The sequence below is a fragment of the Vibrio paucivorans genome (genome assembly GCF_054053395.1).
Genome location: NZ_CM133230.1, coordinates 1,062,407 through 1,078,481 on the forward strand (window position 1 = coordinate 1,062,407; position 16,075 = coordinate 1,078,481).

17 protein-coding genes are annotated in these 16,075 nt (G+C 44.5%); 9 read left to right on the forward strand and 8 right to left on the reverse strand.

Translation table 11 applies throughout. The features are described from left to right. Window positions 1-31: 31 nt before the first annotated feature. The gene (locus ACXABW_RS05070; protein ID WP_457524324.1) at window positions 32-1,495 is read left to right on the forward strand and encodes a sensor domain-containing diguanylate cyclase; all 1,464 of its coding nucleotides are present in this window, start codon (window positions 32-34) and stop codon (window positions 1,493-1,495) included. On the opposite strand, the gene dusC is transcribed toward ACXABW_RS05070, so the two are convergent. Continuing rightward, window positions 1,492-2,448 carry a tRNA dihydrouridine(16) synthase DusC gene (gene dusC / locus ACXABW_RS05075; RefSeq protein WP_457524325.1) on the reverse strand — a complete coding sequence of 319 codons (957 nt, stop codon included), beginning with the start codon at window positions 2,446-2,448 and terminating at the stop codon, window positions 1,492-1,494. The two genes, ACXABW_RS05070 and dusC, sit on opposite strands and share 4 nt — an antisense overlap. A gap of 135 nt (window positions 2,449-2,583) precedes the next feature. Here dusC and ACXABW_RS05080 point away from each other — a divergent pair, with 135 nt between their 5' ends. The 4 genes from ACXABW_RS05080 (at window position 2,584) to serS (ending at window position 6,861) form a co-directional block, all read left to right on the forward strand. Then, window positions 2,584-3,198 carry an SEC-C metal-binding domain-containing protein gene (locus ACXABW_RS05080; RefSeq protein ID WP_457524327.1) on the forward strand — a complete coding sequence of 205 codons (615 nt, stop codon included), beginning with the start codon at window positions 2,584-2,586 and terminating at the stop codon, window positions 3,196-3,198. 192 nt (window positions 3,199-3,390) lie between these two features. Continuing rightward, the gene (gene lolA, locus ACXABW_RS05085; RefSeq protein ID WP_265688778.1) at window positions 3,391-3,987 is read left to right on the forward strand and encodes an outer membrane lipoprotein chaperone LolA; all 597 of its coding nucleotides are present in this window, start codon (window positions 3,391-3,393) and stop codon (window positions 3,985-3,987) included. Further along, complete coding sequence (locus ACXABW_RS05090; protein WP_457524952.1) at window positions 3,984-5,333, forward strand: replication-associated recombination protein A; 1,350 nt, start codon at window positions 3,984-3,986, stop codon at window positions 5,331-5,333. Before lolA ends, ACXABW_RS05090 begins: the two co-directional genes overlap by 4 nt. A 220-nt stretch (window positions 5,334-5,553) precedes the next feature. Continuing rightward, on the forward strand, window positions 5,554-6,861 hold the full coding sequence (serS, locus tag ACXABW_RS05095) for a serine--tRNA ligase (protein WP_265688776.1): 1,308 nt from the start codon (window positions 5,554-5,556) through the stop codon (window positions 6,859-6,861). A 65-nt stretch (window positions 6,862-6,926) separates the two neighbouring features. Here the strand turns inward: serS and ACXABW_RS05100 are convergent, their stop codons facing one another. From ACXABW_RS05100 to ACXABW_RS05115, 4 genes are all read right to left on the reverse strand, one after another. Next, window positions 6,927-7,430: a YchJ family protein gene (locus ACXABW_RS05100; RefSeq protein ID WP_457524329.1), complete on the reverse strand. Its 504-nt coding sequence runs from the start codon at window positions 7,428-7,430 to the stop codon at window positions 6,927-6,929. Window positions 7,431-7,512: 82 nt separating this feature from the next. Then, the gene (locus tag ACXABW_RS05105; protein WP_457524331.1) at window positions 7,513-8,727 is read right to left on the reverse strand and encodes an EAL and HDOD domain-containing protein; all 1,215 of its coding nucleotides are present in this window, start codon (window positions 8,725-8,727) and stop codon (window positions 7,513-7,515) included. Between the two features lie 72 nt (window positions 8,728-8,799). Beyond that, window positions 8,800-9,531, reverse strand: a complete 732-nt coding sequence (gene lpxH / locus ACXABW_RS05110; RefSeq protein ID WP_265689240.1) for a UDP-2,3-diacylglucosamine diphosphatase — start codon at window positions 9,529-9,531, stop codon at window positions 8,800-8,802. A 47-nt stretch (window positions 9,532-9,578) separates the two neighbouring features. Then, window positions 9,579-10,073, reverse strand: a complete 495-nt coding sequence (locus ACXABW_RS05115; protein WP_252030236.1) for a peptidylprolyl isomerase — start codon at window positions 10,071-10,073, stop codon at window positions 9,579-9,581. Between the two features lie 202 nt (window positions 10,074-10,275). On the opposite strand from ACXABW_RS05115, the gene cysS reads away from it, so the two are divergent. Together cysS and ACXABW_RS05125 are read left to right on the forward strand one after the other, a co-directional pair. Then, window positions 10,276-11,658 (forward strand): cysteine--tRNA ligase, encoded by a 1,383-nt coding sequence (gene cysS, locus ACXABW_RS05120; RefSeq protein ID WP_265689244.1) that lies wholly within the window; start codon window positions 10,276-10,278, stop codon window positions 11,656-11,658. A gap of 66 nt (window positions 11,659-11,724) precedes the next feature. Then, complete coding sequence (locus ACXABW_RS05125; RefSeq protein WP_252030240.1) at window positions 11,725-12,303, forward strand: thymidine kinase; 579 nt, start codon at window positions 11,725-11,727, stop codon at window positions 12,301-12,303. 85 nt (window positions 12,304-12,388) lie between these two features. Here the strand turns inward: ACXABW_RS05125 and infA are convergent, their stop codons facing one another. The 3 genes from infA to aat all read right to left on the reverse strand — a co-directional run bounded on the left by infA (window position 12,389) and on the right by aat (window position 14,106). Next, window positions 12,389-12,607 carry a translation initiation factor IF-1 gene (gene infA / locus ACXABW_RS05130; protein WP_001040192.1) on the reverse strand — a complete coding sequence of 73 codons (219 nt, stop codon included), beginning with the start codon at window positions 12,605-12,607 and terminating at the stop codon, window positions 12,389-12,391. Window positions 12,608-12,688: 81 nt separating this feature from the next. After that, a complete protein-coding gene (locus ACXABW_RS05135) occupies window positions 12,689-13,387 on the reverse strand; it encodes an arginyltransferase (protein ID WP_252030243.1) in 699 nt (232 codons plus the stop codon). Further along, entirely contained in the window at window positions 13,384-14,106 is a 723-nt protein-coding gene (gene aat / locus ACXABW_RS05140) for a leucyl/phenylalanyl-tRNA--protein transferase (protein WP_457524334.1), read from the reverse strand. The genes ACXABW_RS05135 and aat overlap by 4 nt, the downstream gene beginning before the upstream one ends. Window positions 14,107-14,144: 38 nt before the next feature. Between aat and ACXABW_RS05145 the strand changes: the two genes are divergently transcribed. Both ACXABW_RS05145 and aroA read left to right on the forward strand, forming a co-directional pair. Beyond that, window positions 14,145-14,600, forward strand: a complete 456-nt coding sequence (locus ACXABW_RS05145) for a glycine zipper 2TM domain-containing protein (RefSeq protein WP_457524335.1) — start codon at window positions 14,145-14,147, stop codon at window positions 14,598-14,600. Window positions 14,601-14,746: 146 nt separating this feature from the next. Next, entirely contained in the window at window positions 14,747-16,027 is a 1,281-nt protein-coding gene (gene aroA, locus ACXABW_RS05150) for a 3-phosphoshikimate 1-carboxyvinyltransferase (RefSeq protein WP_265689404.1), read from the forward strand. Window positions 16,028-16,075 lie beyond the last annotated feature (48 nt).

A 16,075-nucleotide genomic window follows, 5' to 3' on the forward strand; every position in this document is an offset into this window, starting at 1 on the left:
TTATTTTCCGGCTCTGAGGTAACTAGATTTAATGAAAGCAAAACGACACTTTAGTCTTGGCTTTGTACTGCTGACCCCACTCATTGCGTCCATATTGATTTTGGCACTCACAGCCAAGAATTATTATGACTCAGTGAATCGTGATATTAGCAGTGAGTATGAGCGTATTACCGACTCGTTAGAGCGAGCAACTAAAGTGATCACTGCATTAGATTACAGTTTTACCAATTCTTACCAGTCTAAATCGGCGTTATTGCTTGAACATAACCGTCAGATTATCGATGATGAACTGTGCCAGATGTGGCCAATAGACGTCTTGTTGCTCGCCGAAGGGAAAAACCTCAGTATTCCCGCCGTTGATATTGACTATATGTTGGTGGGAGATAAGTCTCTTTGTTTAGCGGGGAGCCCGCTTTATGAACGCGCTTCTACACAAGTTTCTTTAGCTCCAGTGCTCTCTTTTCTACACGATTTAGACGATTACCTATACGGTGTGCACTACATCGATAGAGAAGGCTATGTGATTTCATCACCAGAAACAATCGCAGAAAATATTACTAAAGAGTTGCTGTCGACTTTGAAAGCTCGCCCTTACTGGCAAATAACAGCAACCAATAGGGAAAAAATTACCGTCTCAGGCCCCGCGAAAATGTTTATGCTGGATCAGCCTATTATCACAATGACGATGCCAGTATTTGGTCACGGAGAACACCAAGGGATGCTCTCACTGGACGTAGATGCAGACATGCTACTGGATAGTGGTAGTAACCCTCCAAGCAATATACGTATCATTCAAACAAAAGTTACTCCAATGCCAAACGATGCTGTGCGCATACTTCCGCTAAAGATGGATGGGGTAGTATTCAACCATGCGCTGTACTATGAACTCGATATGGAAAAGGAAGTGAAAAACTTTTTCGTGTTCGAAAAATACAGTATTGCCACGATCATCATCATCTATGTGTTATCAGTCGTTATTCTTTTTTACGTCAACAGCCATGTAGAAAAACGTTACCTGAAAGAACTGGCTGCAAAAGACCCAATGACGGGGCTATTGAATCGTCGCGGGATGGAGATCTTTTTGAAGAACACCACGCATGGTGATTACATTGCGTTAGCCGTATTAGATATTGATGATTTCAAAAAGGTCAATGATACCTATGGGCACGATGTTGGTGACGCGGTCATTTGCTATATGGCAGATAAAATAGAAAGCAATATTCGCCAAACTGACGCGGTTGCTCGCTTTGGCGGCGAGGAGTTTGTGCTCTACTTGCGTGGTCAAGATAAAGACAGAATGTGCGAAACGATTGAACGCGTCAAAACGGCAATTTCCGCCCAATCGCACGAGGCTGTAGAAGGCGGGTTTACCGTTTCGGTTGGGGTAGAAGTCGTGGCGACTGATCAAGAGCACGACTTTGACACACTATTTAAAGCGGCTGATGAAAAGCTGTATCAGGCCAAAACCACAGGAAAGAACAAGGTGGTGTTCTAGTCCGTTAGCTCTCTATCTTTTTTATAACTTTCAATATGTTCCACGATTGGTGCCGCTTTATTGAAAGTTCGAATTTCTTGGAAAAGCTGCTTGGCCTCGGGATATTCCTGCCTTAAATAGGAAAACCATTGTTTTACGCGGTTAGGGTAGTAAAGGCCTTTGTCACCTTTCATCTCGTACTGAGAGTACAGCAACAGAAGATCAACAACGTCTGACCATGGCATTTTTGCGTGGTTAAACTTCACCACGTTTCCTAGGTTAGGAACATTAAATGCGCCTCGGCAAACCATCAAAGAGTCAACACCGGTGGTTTCAATACAGGCGAGAGCATCTTGGTGATCCCATATCTCACCATTAGCAATCAAAGGTAAGCTTGTCTTTTGGCGAATTTTATCGATGTATTCCCATTTAATTTCACTTGCTTTGTAGCCTCCAGTTTTGGTTCTGGCATGCACTGTGAGCTCATCTGCCCCGGCGCTTTCTATGGCACTAACAATCTCGAAGCAGTCCTCAGGGTTTTCCCAACCTAAGCGGATTTTAGCGCTGACTGGCACGTTGGTTGGCACAGCATCACGACAGGCTTTCACGACTTGGTAAATGAGTTCTGGATGTTGTAGTAAGGCTGCGCCACCTTTACTTTTATTCACGAGCTTGGCAGGGCAGCCAAAGTTGATGTCTATCCCCTTCGCGCTTAGCCCTGCAGCACGGACGGCGTTTTCTGCCATCCAATGAGGGTCTTGTCCCAGTAACTGAATATGAACAGGCACACCAGATTTAGTTTGCGAACCTTGTGCGAGCTCAGGACATAAACGATGAAACACATGGTCAGGTAGGAGTTGGTCTACCACTCGAACAAATTCAGTGACACAAAGATCGTATTGATTGATCTCGGTAAGAATTTCTCTCATTAAGTGGTCTAATACGCCCTCCATCGGGCCTAGTATTACGCGCATGATTGGTGCCTCTATCGTTGGAGGCGAGATTGTAGAGGCTTCGTATTGGAATGTCACTAACGATATAATCGACACTAACGTTATGCGGTCACTAGCGGTATAATGACGTTAGATTTAGATTAATGCATACCAAATATGACCTACCATTTTATTTCGCTTGAAAACATCGCCGTTGAAGAGTCAGCTACTTTTATCGAAGGCGCTATTCTCGCTGCCAACTTTGCAACAAAGCCACTTCAGCCAGAAAGTTGGCTGCCATCTGTTATCAATGAAAACTCAGACTCAGCAAAACCGCTGGTGGTTGAACAGATTAACAAGCAATACAGTTTACTAAAACGTAGTGAATACCAACTGACCACATTGCTCAATCAAGAAGAGCTAAAAACTGATCTTGCTGACTTTGCTGAAGGCTTTATGACAGTTTGGCCTACTATTGAAGAACAATGGCAAGAGGCTCAAGTCGGTGACGGTACTTTGCGTATGTTACATGCGTTATTAACCACATTTATGCTAGCCATCGATGAAGAGCAAACTCAGCTACAAATGAAACAAGCTGGCATTGATACGCCGCCAAGCTTAGACAGCTTGATTGAACAAGTTGACTTAATGATTGCGGAAGTGGCTCTAGCCGCTGATGAAGCGATGGTGGGAGCGAAGAGCCAAAGTGTGAATCCCTTTAAAAACATTGGCCGTAACGATCCGTGTCCTTGCGAAAGTGGTAAGAAGTTTAAACAGTGCTGCGGAAAATAGGTCGAACTTTTTTAACTTTTCTTGTACTAAATGAAAGACGGTGAATATCCCCACCAATGTCTGACTAAACTCGGTCAATCTCAATTTAGTTTCTAAGTAGAATAGAAATTTCAATAAAGGTGGAGTTTTCGATAACCGCCATCATATTAAGTTTGTATTGTCATAATTTTTAGGCCTCTAGGAGCCATACGAATGAAAAAGTTGTTAGTACTACTCTGTTTGAGTTTCTCGGTAATCGCTGCACCTAAAGACGAATTGAGCAGCCGTTTAGCACTCAACGAAGGTTTCAGTGCCGATTTTTCGCAAAAAGTTGTGAGCCCAGACGGTGAAACAGTGATGGAAGGGGAGGGGACAGTGGAAATTGCACGTCCGAGCTTGTTCCGTTGGACAACATCACTTCCTGATGAAAACGTACTCGTTTCTGATGGTAAAACACTCTGGTATTACAGCCCATTCATTGAGCAAGTCAGCATCTTTTGGCAGGAGCAAGCTACGGAGCAAACGCCATTCGTACTTTTGACACGCAATCGAGCAAGCGATTGGGATAACTATAAAGTTTCGCAACAAGGCGATCGTTTCACTCTAATACCGACGGCTGTAGACTCTAATCAAGGCCAGTTTCAAATTGATATCAATGAAAAGGGCGTTGTAAACGGCTTTAATGTTATAGAGCAAGACGGACAGCGCGGACTGTTTACCTTCCAAAATGTTAAAGTAGGTAAGCCAAATGATGATCGTTTCACCTTCATTATCCCCGATGGCGTAGAGGTAGATGACCAAAGGAACTGAGATTGAGTAATTACAGTTTAGATTTTGCAGGGGACGAAGATTTTCGTCCCCTTGCTGCTCGTATGAGGCCTGAAACGGTCGAACAGTATATTGGGCAGCAACATATTTTAGCGCCAGGTAAGCCGCTACGCCGAGCTTTAGAGGCTGGACATATCCACTCAATGATTCTGTGGGGGCCGCCGGGTACCGGCAAGACAACCCTAGCGGAGGTGGCTGCTAATTACGCCAACGCAGAGGTTGAGCGTGTTTCAGCAGTGACTTCAGGCGTCAAAGAAATTCGAGCGGCGATTGAGAAAGCACGTGAGAACAAAATGGCAGGTAAGCGAACTATTCTGTTTGTAGACGAGGTGCATCGTTTCAATAAGTCTCAGCAAGATGCGTTCTTACCCCATATAGAAGACGGCACTGTTACTTTTATTGGCGCAACAACAGAAAACCCCTCTTTCGAACTGAACAACGCTCTACTCTCTAGAGCAAGGGTTTATAAGCTAACCTCGCTAACCAAAGACGAAATCATGCTGGCTGTCCAACAAGCGTTAGGCGATGAGAAGCGCGGCCTTGGGGGGCAAAAAGCGACGTATCACGACAATGTATTGGAAAGATTAGCTGAACTGGTGAATGGCGATGCGCGTATGTCGCTTAACTACCTTGAATTGCTGTTCGATATGGCTGAGGAAGAGCAAGGGGTCAAGCAGATCACACTGAAACTGCTTGCCGAGGTGGCCGGTGAAAAAGTGGCTCGTTTTGATAACAAAGGTGACATTTGGTACGACCTAATTTCAGCCGTGCATAAATCGATTCGAGGCTCAAACCCAGATGGCGCTTTGTACTGGTCGGCGAGAATGATCGCGGCGGGGTGTGATCCGTTATATATTGCTCGTCGCCTATTAGCTATCGCTTCAGAAGATATTGGTAATGCTGACCCAAGAGCAATGCAAGTCGCCTTGTCAGCATGGGATTGTTTCACACGCGTGGGGCCAGCAGAAGGGGAGCGCGCGATTGCTCAAGCCATTGTGTATTTAGCATGTGCACCGAAAAGCAATGCAGTGTATACCGCTTGGAAGCAAGCTTTACGCGATGCGCATAACCAGTCCGAATATGAAGTTCCTCATCATCTCAGAAATGCGCCAACCAACTTAATGAAAGACATGGGCTATGGTGCAGAGTATAGATATGCCCATGACGAGCCCGGCGCATTCGCCGCGGGTGAGAAGTATCTTCCTCCTGAAATGGTAGGAACGCGTTACTATCAGCCAACAAATCGGGGCTTAGAAACCAAAATTGGCGAAAAGTTAGATTACTTGGCTAGTTTAGACGCAAAAAGCCCACAAAAGCGCTATGAATAAGCGCGCATTTTAGATACATTTATCCAATTGTCCCTTCATACTTGAAGCCGCAGCTTTGTTAACTGCACCAATTCATCCTAATCACATAGAACACCTATGCTCATAGGGCTGAATTGGTTTGTTGCCGCGCTGCAACTCCAACTATTTTGGGAAATATTTTTTGGCGCTTGAGCAAGATGTTCGAGCGCAATTTCACAACTAAAAAAGCATAGGATTAACAATGCTGGATTCTAAATTACTTCGTACAGAGCTGGATGAAACAGCTGCAAAACTAGCACGTCGTGGCTTTAAGCTAGACGTAGAGACAATCCGTACACTTGAAGAGCAACGTAAGTCGATTCAAGTCGAAGTTGAAAATTTACAATCCACTCGTAACTCCATCTCTAAGCAGATCGGCCAAAAAATGGCAGCTGGTGATAAAGAAGGTGCAGAAGAGATCAAGAAGCAAATCGGTACTCTAGGTAGCGATCTTGATGCTAAAAAGGTTGAACTTGATGCTGTAATGGCACAACTGGAAGAGATAACTCTATCTGTTCCAAACCTGCCTGCTGATGACGTTCCACAAGGTAAAGATGAAGACGACAACGTTGAGATTTCTCGTTGGGGTGAGCCAAAAGCTTACGATTTCGAGCTGAAAGATCACGTTGATCTTGGTGAGTTGGGCGGTGGCCTAGATTTCGCGAGCGCGACAAAAATCACTGGTGCTCGCTTTATCGTGATGAAAGGCCAGTTTGCGCGTCTACACCGTGCAATCGCTCAGTTTATGCTGGATCTTCACACAGATGAGCATGGCTACACTGAGATGTACGTGCCTTACCTAGTAAACTCAGACAGCCTATTTGGTACTGGTCAGCTACCTAAATTTGGTAAGGACTTGTTCCACACTGAGCCACTAGAAGAAAAAGTGAACGATGAAGAACCACGTAAACTGTCTCTGATTCCAACAGCTGAAGTACCTGTAACAAACATGGTTCGTGACACTATTTCTGATGAAGCAGACTTGCCATTGAAGATGACGGCGCATACGCCATGTTTCCGTTCTGAAGCGGGCTCTTACGGTCGCGATACTCGTGGTCTGATTCGTATGCACCAGTTCGACAAAGTTGAGCTAGTACAAATCACTAAACCAGAAGATTCAATGGATGCACTTGAAGAGCTAACTGGTCACGCTGAGAAAGTTCTGCAACTTCTAGAGCTTCCTTACCGTAAAGTGGTTCTATGTACGGGTGACATGGGCTTCGGCGCGCGTAAGACTTACGACCTAGAAGTTTGGGTTCCAGCTCAAGAGACTTACCGTGAGATCTCATCTTGCTCAAACATGTGGGACTTCCAAGCTCGTCGTATGCAAGCGCGTTTCCGTCGTAAGGGCGAGAAGAAGCCAGAGCTAGTGCACACACTAAACGGTTCGGGTCTAGCAGTAGGTCGTACCATGGTTGCTATCCTAGAAAATAATCAAGAAGCAGACGGCCGTATTTCTATTCCTACTGTTCTTCAGAAGTACATGGGTGGCGCTACACACATTGGTTAACTGCCATAACCACTAAAGAAAAACCGACTCAATTGAGTCGGTTTTTTATTTCAAAGATCGGGCTATTAGCCACAGCACTTTTTAAACTTTTTCCCGCTGCCACAAATACAAGGGTCGTTGCGCCCAATTTTCAAAGAGCTAACCGGCTGCTGTAGTCTTACGTCTGGCTGTGGTGGCTGTTCTTCTGGGAAAGTCCCGTCGATATAGAACCACAAGCCATTCTCTCTTACAAAACGCGAACGTTCTTCTAGGCAGTATTCTTTACCAGCGTCTGTAAAGTAAGCTTTAAATGTAACGTACCCTTCGTCTGAATGAGAGCCAGGTTCTACGCTAGTGACTTCTAAGCCTTTCCAGTCACTGTCGATAGATTGAGCGATATCATCCCTTTGTTCTTCGGCATGGCAGCTTGGGTGGTAGGTTGCGACGACAAAATCAACTAAGCCATGAACATGGGCACAGTAGCGAGATCTCATCAACTGCTCTGGTGTTGCAGCATTCGCGTGATTGGTATGAATGGGTTGGCAGCAATCTTGGTAGTTTTTGCCGCTATTACATGCGCACTGGGTCATAAACTTGGGTACTCAAAGATTCAATGCGGCAAGTGTAGAGGCTACGAAAGTTGTTGTAAACGGGGAGAGGTTTAGTGGAGATCTAATACACCACAGATAGTAACTCAGCCGTCCAACGTACCGCGTCGTCGTAACACTCTTTCAATGTATCATCACTAAGCTTTAGGCGTTGATTGACTGAAGCGACACTTTCCCAATCAGCTCTCTCGTATGCACGGGTCAAAAACAGAATATCTCCAAGCAATCCTTCACCACTAGTAAGCGCGCTTTTTACCGCTTCATCGATAGGCATTTCTTCTACAAGAGATTCCAGAGGCCTATCGAGCAAGCTGTCGAGTAGCGAGAACATACCCGCTAAGAATGCTGAGCCTTCTTCTATATGACTGTCGCAACGTGCACAAATCAACTCACAATAGCGAGCACGTTGAATCGAAAGGCCATATAGGTAGTCTGGCTTGGCTTCTTGAGTAGAAGCGATGGCAACTAAAGAAATGAACTTTCTTAGCTTTTGCTCGCCTAGGTAAACTAAAGCCTGCTTGAACGACTGTATTTGTGTACTCACGTGGGCAGACGAGTTGACGAACGTTAATAACTTATAGGATAAAGAGACGTCTTGTGCGACGAGTTCTTCAATAGCGCGATAGTCCATGTCTTCACGGGCGACTTCTTTACACAACTGAATAACGGTTAGAAATGAGGGTTCAAGAGCTTTCCTCTGGATGATCTCGGGTTTACTGAAGAAATAGCCCTGAAAGTAGTGAAAGCCAGCGTCTTTAGCTTGATTAAATTCCTGATACGTTTCCACCTTTTCTGCTAAAAACTCTATTTTGGTTGCGCTGAGTTTGTGGATGAAAGCTTGTGCTTTATCGATGGAAACTTGGCGAATATCGAATTTAATGATTGAAACATAAGGCAAGAAAGCCTTCCATTCAGGGGAGGGTATAAAATCGTCTAAGGCAATCTTATAACCGGCCTGCGCCATTTCTTTGATAGCTTCAAGTAACTCTGCCGTTGGCTCGCAGTCCTCCAGTACTTCCACGATCAAGTTGTCAGAAGGAAACAGGGTGGGGATACGGTTCAATAAGCTTTGGTAGGGGAAATTTACAAACCCAACGCTATCACCAAGAGTGCTGTAATGAGTCGATAGGAAATGATCAGATAACAACCTGCTGGTGGCTTCATCAGGGTCAATATCTGGAAATGTGTTTTTAGGCCCATCACGAAACAGTAATTCGTAACCGATCGTTTTTTTGTCTCTGTCGAGGATAGGTTGCCGTGCAATATAGGAATATTTCAATGTTAAATTCTTTTATACCTGTTACGTGTTAGACCCATTTTATAGTAAGGCCTAACAACGTGAGTGGCCGACTTATTGCGATTGAAATGGGCGAGTTTGTAACTCAAATCCCTCTTTAGCATAGACTAAAACCGAGCCTTGGGTGTACCAATCACCAAGAACAATTCGAGTCTTATCACCGTCTTGACTATTGATAGAGTGCACATTTGGTCGGTGGGTATGACCGTGAATCATAAGGTTCACTTGGTGCTTAGTCATCACGGATTCGACTTCGCTCTGGGTGACGTCCATGATGTCGAGTGACTTGGTGTGTTTGTCTTCTTTGATGTCTGTCTGTACCTTCGCAACAATTTTCTCTTTGATGAAAAAGGGAATGCGATTAAAAATCCATTGTAACCACGGCATGTGAACTTTTTGTCGATACTCTAGGTACTTAACATCTTGAGTGCATAAGGTATCACCGTGTAAAACAACGGCTTTAGTGCCATAGATGTCGATAACAGTTTCATCCCCTAGCAATTGCACACCCGTTTGCTTGGCAAACTTTTTTCCGACTAAGAAGTCTCTATTACCCTGGGTGAAAAAGCAGGGTACACCGGAGTCTGTGAGGGTTTTGAATTCTTGTCTAATTTGCTGAGCAAATTCAGAACGGTCGTCATCGCCTATCCAGAATTCGAAAAGGTCACCCAGGACGTAGAGCGCATCTGCGCTTGGAGCTTCTTCTCGCATAAAGCGAATAAAGCATTCCGTAATTTCTGGAGCTGAAGGGGTAAGGTGAAGATCTGAAATGAATAGTGTAGTCATAATAGGTCGATGGAAAAAGAGAGCGGTAGCCGCTCTCTTTTCAATGATTACTCTTCGATAGTTGTGCCAGTAATAACAACTTCTTCAAGAGGAACGTCTTGGTGCATGCCCATTGAGCCAGTGCTAACACCTTTGATCTTATTGACTACGTCCATGCCTTCAACCACTTCTGCGAATACACAGTAACCCCAGCCATCTAGGCTTTCACTACGGAAGTCTAGGAAAGTGTTGTCGTTCACGTTGATGAAGAACTGAGAACTTGCTGAATGCGGTTCCATTGTACGAGCCATTGCTAACGTACCCACCTTGTTGCTTAGGCCATTGTTTGCTTCGTTTTTGATTGAAGCACGTGTCGCTTTCTCACGTAGGCCTGATTCCATGCCACCACCTTGGATCATGAAACCATCGATTACACGGTGGAAAAGAGTGTTGTCGTAGAAACCGTCACGGCAGTACTGTAGGAAGTTTGCGCTTGTTTCTGGTGCTTTTTCTTCATTAAGTTGAACTTTGATGTCACCAAAATTTGTGTGAAGGATGATCATGACGAATACCTTTATTAATGTTTTTGATTTGAAGCTGAGATTCTAGCGTAACTTCTAGGAAGTTTATACGGACAAATTGACAGAAAGCATGATTCAGGCGGCGATTATGATGAGATTTTGCACGACTTGGGATTACCTATCATCGCTTCAGTTGATATACTGAACCACTATTTGTTTCACCCACTAATTTTAGATAGAGATCATGTTAAAAATATATAACACACTCACAAGACAGAAAGAGGAATTCAAACCAATCAATGCCGACAAAGTAGGCATGTATGTCTGTGGAGTAACCATTTACGATCTCTGTCATATTGGTCATGGTCGCACATTCGTGTCTTTCGATGTTGTTTCACGTTATTTGCGTTACTTAGGTTATAACTTAACCTTCGTGCGTAACATCACGGATATCGATGACAAGATCATCAAGCGTGCCGCTGAAAACGGTGAATCGTGTGATTCACTTACTGAACGCCTAATTGGTGAAATGCATGCAGACTTTGATGCATTGAACATGAAACGTCCAGACGTTGAGCCACGAGCAACGGGCTACATCCAGGAGATTATTGAACTGGTTGAGAAGCTTATTGAGCGCGGCTTTGCCTATGTTGCGAGCAATGGCGATGTTATGTTTGAAGTTCGCAAGTACGATGAGTATGGCAAGTTGTCTAAGCAAGACTTAGATCAGTTGCAAGCGGGTGCTCGAGTGGATGTTGAAATGGCTAAGCGTAGCCCGCTAGACTTCGTTTTGTGGAAAATGTCTAAGCCGGGTGAACCTACATGGGAATCACCATGGGGACCAGGTCGTCCTGGGTGGCATATTGAGTGTTCTGCAATGAACTCATCCATTCTGGGTAACCATTTTGATATTCATGGTGGTGGTTCAGATCTTCAGTTCCCACACCACGAAAACGAAATTGCACAATCATGCTGTGCGCACGATACCCAGTACGTAAATACTTGGATGCACAGCGGTATGGTGATGGTTGATAAAGAAAAAATGTCTAAGTCTTTAGGCAACTTCTTTACTATTCGTGATGTACTACAGCACTATGATTCTGAGACTGTTCGTTACTTCTTGATGTCGGGTCACTACCGTAGTCAGCTAAACTACAGTGAAGAGAACCTTAACCAAGCTCGAGCTTCATTGGAGCGCTTATATACTTCACTACGCGGTTTGGACTTGTCTGTTCCTGCGGCTGGTGGCGAAGAGTATGTATCGCGCTTTACAGCAGCAATGAACGATGACTTTAATACGCCTGAAGCATACTCTGTGCTGTTTGACATGGCGCGTGATATCAACCGCATCAAGACAGAAGATGTACAGAAAGCAAGTGAACTGGGTAGCCTAATGCGTGAACTTGCTGATGTTATCGGCATTCTGTATCAAGAGCCTGAAGCATTTCTAAAAGGTGATGCTGGCAGCGATGATGAAGTTGCTGAAATCGAAGCGCTAATTAAACTTCGTAATGACTCTCGCGCAGCGAAAGATTGGGCAAATGCTGATATGGCACGTGATAAGCTGACTGATATGGGTATCGTTCTGGAAGATGGCCCAGAAGGCACAACGTGGCGTCGCAAGTAAATCCTAGAGGGCTGACTTTTCAGCCCTTTTTTCTATTTTGTAATTTAAGCTTATAGGTAGCATTCAGTGGCTCAGATGTATTTCTATTACTCAGCGATGAACGCGGGTAAATCCACCACTCTTCTTCAATCCTCTTTTAACTACCAAGAACGCGGTATGACACCGGTGATTTTCACCGCCGCACTAGATGACCGTTATGGTGTCGGAAAAGTGAGTTCACGAATTGGTCTTCAGTCTGAGGCGCAACTATTTCGTACTGATACCAACTTATATCAAGAAATAGCAGCGCTAAATGAAGCTGAAAAGCGTCACTGTATTCTGGTTGATGAGTGTCAGTTCCTGTCCAAAGAACAGGTATATCAGTTAACTGAGGTTGTCGATAAGCTACATATTCCGGTGTTGTGCTATGGATTGCGAACCGACTTTTTAGGTGAGTTGTTTGAAGGCAGTAAATATCTACTGTCTTGGGCTGATAAATTGGTCGAGCTGAAAACAATCTGTCACTGTGGGCGCAAAGCAAACATGGTTATTCGAACGGACGAGCACGGTAAAGCGATTGCAGAAGGCGATCAGGTTGCTATCGGTGGTAATGATAAGTATGTGTCGGTGTGCCGCCAGCATTACAAAGAAGCGCTGGGTAAGTAGAGAATAAGAGACAACAAAAAACGGAGCCATTGGCTCCGTTTTTTGTTGTATTCGATTAATTCAGAATGCGCTAGGCAGTCAGAGATTAACGAGCACGGAAGACGATGCGACCTTTAGATAGGTCGTATGGAGTCATCTCTACAGTTACTTTGTCACCAGTAAGAATACGGATGTAGTTCTTACGCATTTTACCAGAGATATGAGCAGTAACCACGTGACCGTTTTCTAGTTCAACACGAAACATTGTGTTTGGTAGAGTATCAAGAACAGTGCCTTGCATCTCAATTACGTCTTCTTTAGCCATTTAATCCTCTTTAGAAACTTGGCGGTTTTTAACGGACGAATTCTGCCGTCAAAATCTAAATATGTAAAGTTGGGGCGTATTCTACCCTTGCCAACGCTGATTTACTAGCCTTTGATGGCGATGAAAACGGACTTTATAGTTCATAGCTGGACATTCATCAATTTGATAGCCCAAATAGAGCCATTGTTTTCCTTCAAGTTGGCAGTATTGAACCTGAAACAAGACCCCAATTGTACCCAAGGAAAGCTCTATATCTGGATCGTAAAAGGTATAAAAGGCGCTGGCACTATTGCTCATTACATCCGTTACAGCAACCGCCGCTAACTGGTGGTCGATATAAATATGCAGGTATTGAGTATTGAGCCAGCTACAGCGAGAAAATTTGGAAAACTCGTCTTTTTTCGGAGGGTACATGGTCCCGTTGCGGTGGCGGGCTTCAATGTATCTAGAATACAAATCGAACCAGTTTTCATCCATCTCGTCCTTTAACGCCCAAGTGAAGCTTTTCGCCTTGTTAAGCAGTCTTTTCTGGCTTTTGGATGCAAAGAAGTCGGGTACTGAAAGTCGCAAAGCGTTGCAGGCATTGCACTGGTCGCAGTGAGGTTTATAGATGGTATCACCGCTGCGCCTAAACCCATTGGCAAGCAGAACCTCATAGCTTGATGCTGTATGCAGATTAGCATCGAGCGCGACAGCAACTCGTTCACTTTTATCGGATAAATAGCTACATGGGTGGCTGTCGGTCAAGCCGATGCGAATTTGCTGAATATCCGAGCTCATTGAGTCTCCTCAGAAGGTAAAGTCAGCCATTGGGTGTCAAAGCATCCGGCTGAAATGGACTGTTCTCTAAAGGATAGCAATGAATCCAAAAACTCGTCACGCTCCATTTCAAAAGCGCCTAAGGACTCCAGATGAGGGTTCATGACTTGGCAATCGATAAGTTGACCACCATGAGCTGTAAAATGTCGACACAAGTACCATAACGCAATTTTGGACGCGTTTGTCTCTAAGCTGAACATCGATTCGCCACAAAACAGCTTACCAACTTGAATACCGTAGAGCCCACCAATCAGTTTATCTTCTAGCCAAACTTCTACTGAATGACAATGCCCTTGCAGCGCGAGTTCTGAATAGGCGTCACGCATCTCTTGGTTTAGCCAAGTTTCCTCTGCAGGGCGCAACTTGGCACAAAGCGTAATCACTTCACGCGTTGCTTTGTTTATACTGACTCGATAAGGCGTTTTACGATAAAATTTCTTAAGACTTTTCGCTGGTTTGAATGTCTTAGGATCAAACACTGCTCTTGGTGAAGGGCTCCACCAAAGTATTGGCTCTCCCGGGCCATACCATGGGAATATACCGTTATGGTAGCCAGTTAGGATTCTCTCAGGTGATAAATCACCACCAAACGCAAGTAATCCATTTGGCTCATCTAACGCTTCATAGGGTGAAGGAAAGGTATAGTCACTATCATCGAGTTCGGTGAGGTAAATCGTCATTTCTAATTTTAGTTACGCCATTTTAAGAGGAGTTTACAATGAAAAACTGGTTCTGGATCTTATTGATTTTTCCTCTGTTTGCCAACGCAAACTATCAGCGCAATCAAGCAAGAGAAGTGAATCAAGTCGTATTTGGGACGATAGATACCGTTCGCTACATTACCCAACAAGAAATAGTGCAATCGGAAGCCAATGGTTGGGAGACTCTTCTTGGGGCAGTCGTCGGTGGTTTGGTGGGTAATCAATTTGGTGGCGGCACAGGAAAAGAGGTGGCAACGGCTGTTGGTGCGGTAGCAGGGGCAGGCATTGCCAGGCATAACGGTCAACGTGAATATCGAGTCGAATATCGTTTGGTTGAGCTACTGATAAAAACCGATGAAGGTAAACTAATCGATATCATTCAAGACGTTGACAATACGATGCTATTTGAGAAACAAGAGAAGGTGCGCATACTCTATTTTGATAATGGCGTCCGAGTGGATAAAGCGTTTTAGCATCATTTTTTTCGAGTGACTAATTATTCATCTTTTCACGTAGATTTGCTCTGGAGTTCAGTAGCAAAGTTAGTTAGTCTGCAAGTACGAAGAATTTTTCATCACTATATAAAGAAGCCATAGTGATCCAAGGAATAACAACTTTAATGGAAAGCCTTACGTTACAACCGATCAATAAAGTTAATGGCGAAGTCAATTTGCCGGGTTCAAAAAGCGTCTCTAACCGTGCGCTACTGCTTGCGGCACTTGCGAGCGGAACCACACGTCTTACCAACTTATTAGACAGTGATGACATCCGTCATATGCTCAATGCGCTGACTCAACTCGGTGTCACTTATCGCCTATCTGATGACAAAACTGTGTGTGAAGTCGAAGGGCTAGGCAAGCCGTTTGATGCGCCAGAAGCGCTAGAACTGTTTCTGGGTAATGCCGGTACCGCAATGCGCCCGCTAGCAGCAGCATTGTGTCTGGGTAAAGGTGAATATGTTCTCACTGGTGAGCCACGTATGAAGGAGCGACCGATTGGTCACCTTGTTGACGCATTGCGTGATGCTGGCGCTCAGGTTGAGTATTTAGAGAACGAAAATTATCCGCCGCTGAAAATTACCGGCACAGGGCTTCAGTCAGGTACTGTATCGATCGACGGTTCTATTTCAAGCCAATTTTTGACTGCGTTTTTGATGTCTGCCCCCCTTGCTGAAGGTGAAGTGAAGATTAAGATCGAAGGCGAGCTCGTATCTAAGCCATACATTGATATTACGCTTCACATCATGAAGCAATTCGGTGTAGATGTGATAAACAACGACTACCAAGAGTTTGTTGTTCCAGCAGGGCAAACTTACAAAGCTCCTGGTGACTTTCTCGTTGAGGGTGATGCTTCGTCAGCCTCTTATTTCCTAGCCGCTGCAGCAATTAAAGGTGGTGAGATTAAGGTAACGGGCATCGGCCGAAATAGTATCCAAGGCGACATCCAGTTTGCTGATGCGCTCGAAAAAATGGGCGCGGAAATTGAATGGGGCGATGACTACGTAATTTCTCGTGTAGGTCAACTTAAAGGCATTGATATGGACTACAACCATATCCCAGATGCAGCGATGACGATTGCAACAACAGCACTATTTGCTGAAGGCACAACGGCTATTCGTAATGTCTATAACTGGCGTGTCAAAGAAACTGACCGATTGTCAGCCATGGCAACAGAATTACGTAAAGTTGGTGCAGAGGTTGAGGAAGGCGAAGACTATATCATTGTTAAGCCAACAAACGACTTAAAACACGCTGCGATCGATACTTACGATGACCACCGCATGGCGATGTGCTTTTCATTGGTTGCATTAAGTGATACTCCAGTAACCATCAATGACCCTAAGTGTACATCGAAGACATTCCCAGACTACTTCGATAAGCTAGAAGCGCTAAGCTGTTAAAGGAAAAAGCCAGAGTAAACATTCTGGCTTTTTTGTATACCTATGATT

What these genes read in the sequence shown, in the direction of transcription:
- ACXABW_RS05070 (WP_457524324.1), top strand. Translation starts at nt 32, where the DNA reads ATGAAAGCAAAACGACACTTTAGTCTTGGCTTTGTACTGCTGACCCCA.
- dusC (WP_457524325.1), bottom strand. Translation starts at nt 2,448, where the DNA reads ATGCGCGTAATACTAGGCCCGATGGAGGGCGTATTAGACCACTTAATG.
- ACXABW_RS05080 (WP_457524327.1), top strand. Translation starts at nt 2,584, where the DNA reads ATGACCTACCATTTTATTTCGCTTGAAAACATCGCCGTTGAAGAGTCA.
- lolA (WP_265688778.1), top strand. Translation starts at nt 3,391, where the DNA reads ATGAAAAAGTTGTTAGTACTACTCTGTTTGAGTTTCTCGGTAATCGCT.
- serS (WP_265688776.1), top strand. Translation starts at nt 5,554, where the DNA reads ATGCTGGATTCTAAATTACTTCGTACAGAGCTGGATGAAACAGCTGCA.
- ACXABW_RS05100 (WP_457524329.1), bottom strand. Translation starts at nt 7,430, where the DNA reads ATGACCCAGTGCGCATGTAATAGCGGCAAAAACTACCAAGATTGCTGC.
- lpxH (WP_265689240.1), bottom strand. Translation starts at nt 9,531, where the DNA reads ATGACTACACTATTCATTTCAGATCTTCACCTTACCCCTTCAGCTCCA.
- ACXABW_RS05115 (WP_252030236.1), bottom strand. Translation starts at nt 10,073, where the DNA reads ATGATCATCCTTCACACAAATTTTGGTGACATCAAAGTTCAACTTAAT.
- cysS (WP_265689244.1), top strand. Translation starts at nt 10,276, where the DNA reads ATGTTAAAAATATATAACACACTCACAAGACAGAAAGAGGAATTCAAA.
- infA (WP_001040192.1), bottom strand. Translation starts at nt 12,607, where the DNA reads ATGGCTAAAGAAGACGTAATTGAGATGCAAGGCACTGTTCTTGATACT.
- ACXABW_RS05135 (WP_252030243.1), bottom strand. Translation starts at nt 13,387, where the DNA reads ATGAGCTCGGATATTCAGCAAATTCGCATCGGCTTGACCGACAGCCAC.
- aat (WP_457524334.1), bottom strand. Translation starts at nt 14,106, where the DNA reads ATGACGATTTACCTCACCGAACTCGATGATAGTGACTATACCTTTCCT.
- ACXABW_RS05145 (WP_457524335.1), top strand. Translation starts at nt 14,145, where the DNA reads ATGAAAAACTGGTTCTGGATCTTATTGATTTTTCCTCTGTTTGCCAAC.
- aroA (WP_265689404.1), top strand. Translation starts at nt 14,747, where the DNA reads ATGGAAAGCCTTACGTTACAACCGATCAATAAAGTTAATGGCGAAGTC.